Origin of the sequence: Salipaludibacillus sp. CUR1 (genome assembly GCF_021028955.1) — a bacterium.
GTDB lineage: Bacteria > Bacillota > Bacilli > Bacillales > Salisediminibacteriaceae > Salipaludibacillus.
Genome location: NZ_JAIWPE010000080.1, coordinates 1 through 1,059 on the forward strand (window position 1 = coordinate 1; position 1,059 = coordinate 1,059).

At 50.9% G+C, this 1,059-nt stretch carries 9 tRNA genes and 1 rRNA gene; all 10 read right to left on the bottom strand.

From position 1 onward, the window contains the following. Nucleotides 1–121: 121 nt before the first annotated feature. The 10 genes from K8O68_RS15430 to rrf all read right to left on the bottom strand — a co-directional run bounded on the left by K8O68_RS15430 (nucleotide 122) and on the right by rrf (nucleotide 1,056). Nucleotides 122–197, bottom strand: a tRNA-Ala gene (locus tag K8O68_RS15430). A gap of 9 nt (nucleotides 198–206) precedes the next feature. Further along, nucleotides 207–283, bottom strand: a tRNA-Pro gene (locus tag K8O68_RS15435). Nucleotides 284–292: 9 nt separating this feature from the next. After that, nucleotides 293–369: transfer RNA gene (locus K8O68_RS15440), tRNA-Arg, on the bottom strand. Between the two features lie 9 nt (nucleotides 370–378). Continuing rightward, nucleotides 379–467 (bottom strand) — tRNA-Leu (locus K8O68_RS15445). A gap of 37 nt (nucleotides 468–504) precedes the next feature. After that, a tRNA-Gly gene (locus K8O68_RS15450) sits at nucleotides 505–579 on the bottom strand. A 5-nt stretch (nucleotides 580–584) separates the two neighbouring features. Then, nucleotides 585–669, bottom strand: a tRNA-Leu gene (locus K8O68_RS15455). Nucleotides 670–676: 7 nt separating this feature from the next. Then, nucleotides 677–752, bottom strand: a tRNA-Lys gene (locus tag K8O68_RS15460). A gap of 6 nt (nucleotides 753–758) precedes the next feature. Next, a tRNA-Thr gene (locus tag K8O68_RS15465) sits at nucleotides 759–834 on the bottom strand. A gap of 21 nt (nucleotides 835–855) precedes the next feature. Next, a tRNA-Val gene (locus tag K8O68_RS15470) sits at nucleotides 856–931 on the bottom strand. 8 nt (nucleotides 932–939) lie between these two features. Beyond that, nucleotides 940–1,056, bottom strand: a 5S ribosomal RNA gene (rrf, locus tag K8O68_RS15475). Between the last annotated feature and the right edge of the window lie 3 nt (nucleotides 1,057–1,059).

Here is a 1,059-nt window from a genome sequence, read left to right on the forward strand (position 1 = left end):
TCAAACTCTCCATAAAAGAGTTCGATGTCTCTGACATCAAAATAAAAATAATTCATTGACGGGATATTTAAATATCCCTCTTCGCTTGGCTTTTTGTTTAGTTTTCAAAGGTCAAAATAAATGGTGGAGCCTAGCGGGATCGAACCGCTGACCTCCTGCGTGCAAAGCAGGCGCTCTCCCAGCTGAGCTAAGGCCCCTCTAATCAATGGTCGGGAAGACAGGATTTGAACCTGCGACCCCTTGGTCCCAAACCAAGTGCTCTGCCAAGCTGAGCTACTTCCCGTTGATAAAATGGCGCGCCCGAGAGGAGTCGAACCCCTAACCTTCTGATCCGTAGTCAGACGCTCTATCCAATTGAGCTACGGGCGCATATTAAACTGGTGCCGAGGGCCGGACTTGAACCGGCACGGTAATCACTTACCGCAGGATTTTAAGTCCTGTGTGTCTGCCAATTCCACCACCCCGGCAGGACTTAATGTATATCAAATTAATAGAAAGTATCTCTGGAGCGGAAGACGAGATTCGAACTCGCGACCCCCACCTTGGCAAGGTGGTGTTCTACCACTGAACTACTCCCGCAAAAATGGTGCGGGTGAAGGGAGTCGAACCCCCACGCCCGAAGGCACTAGATCCTAAGTCTAGCGTGTCTGCCAGTTCCACCACACCCGCATAAAAATGGTGAGCCATGAAGGACTCGAACCTTCGACCCTCTGATTAAAAGTCAGATGCTCTACCAACTGAGCTAATGGCTCGTACAATGGTGCTGGCCAGAGGACTTGAACCCCCAACCTACTGATTACAAGTCAGTTGCTCTACCAATTGAGCTAGGCCAGCATAATTAAATTAAATTGATAATGGTGGAGGATGACGGGCTCGAACCGCCGACCCCCTGCTTGTAAGGCAGATGCTCTCCCAACTGAGCTAATCCTCCGACATATCGCCCAGCGACGTCCTACTTTCACAGGGGGAGATCCCCCAACTATCATCGGCGCTGGAGAGCTTAACTTCCGTGTTCGGCATGGGAACGGGTGTGACCTCTCCGCGATCGTCACTGGACAT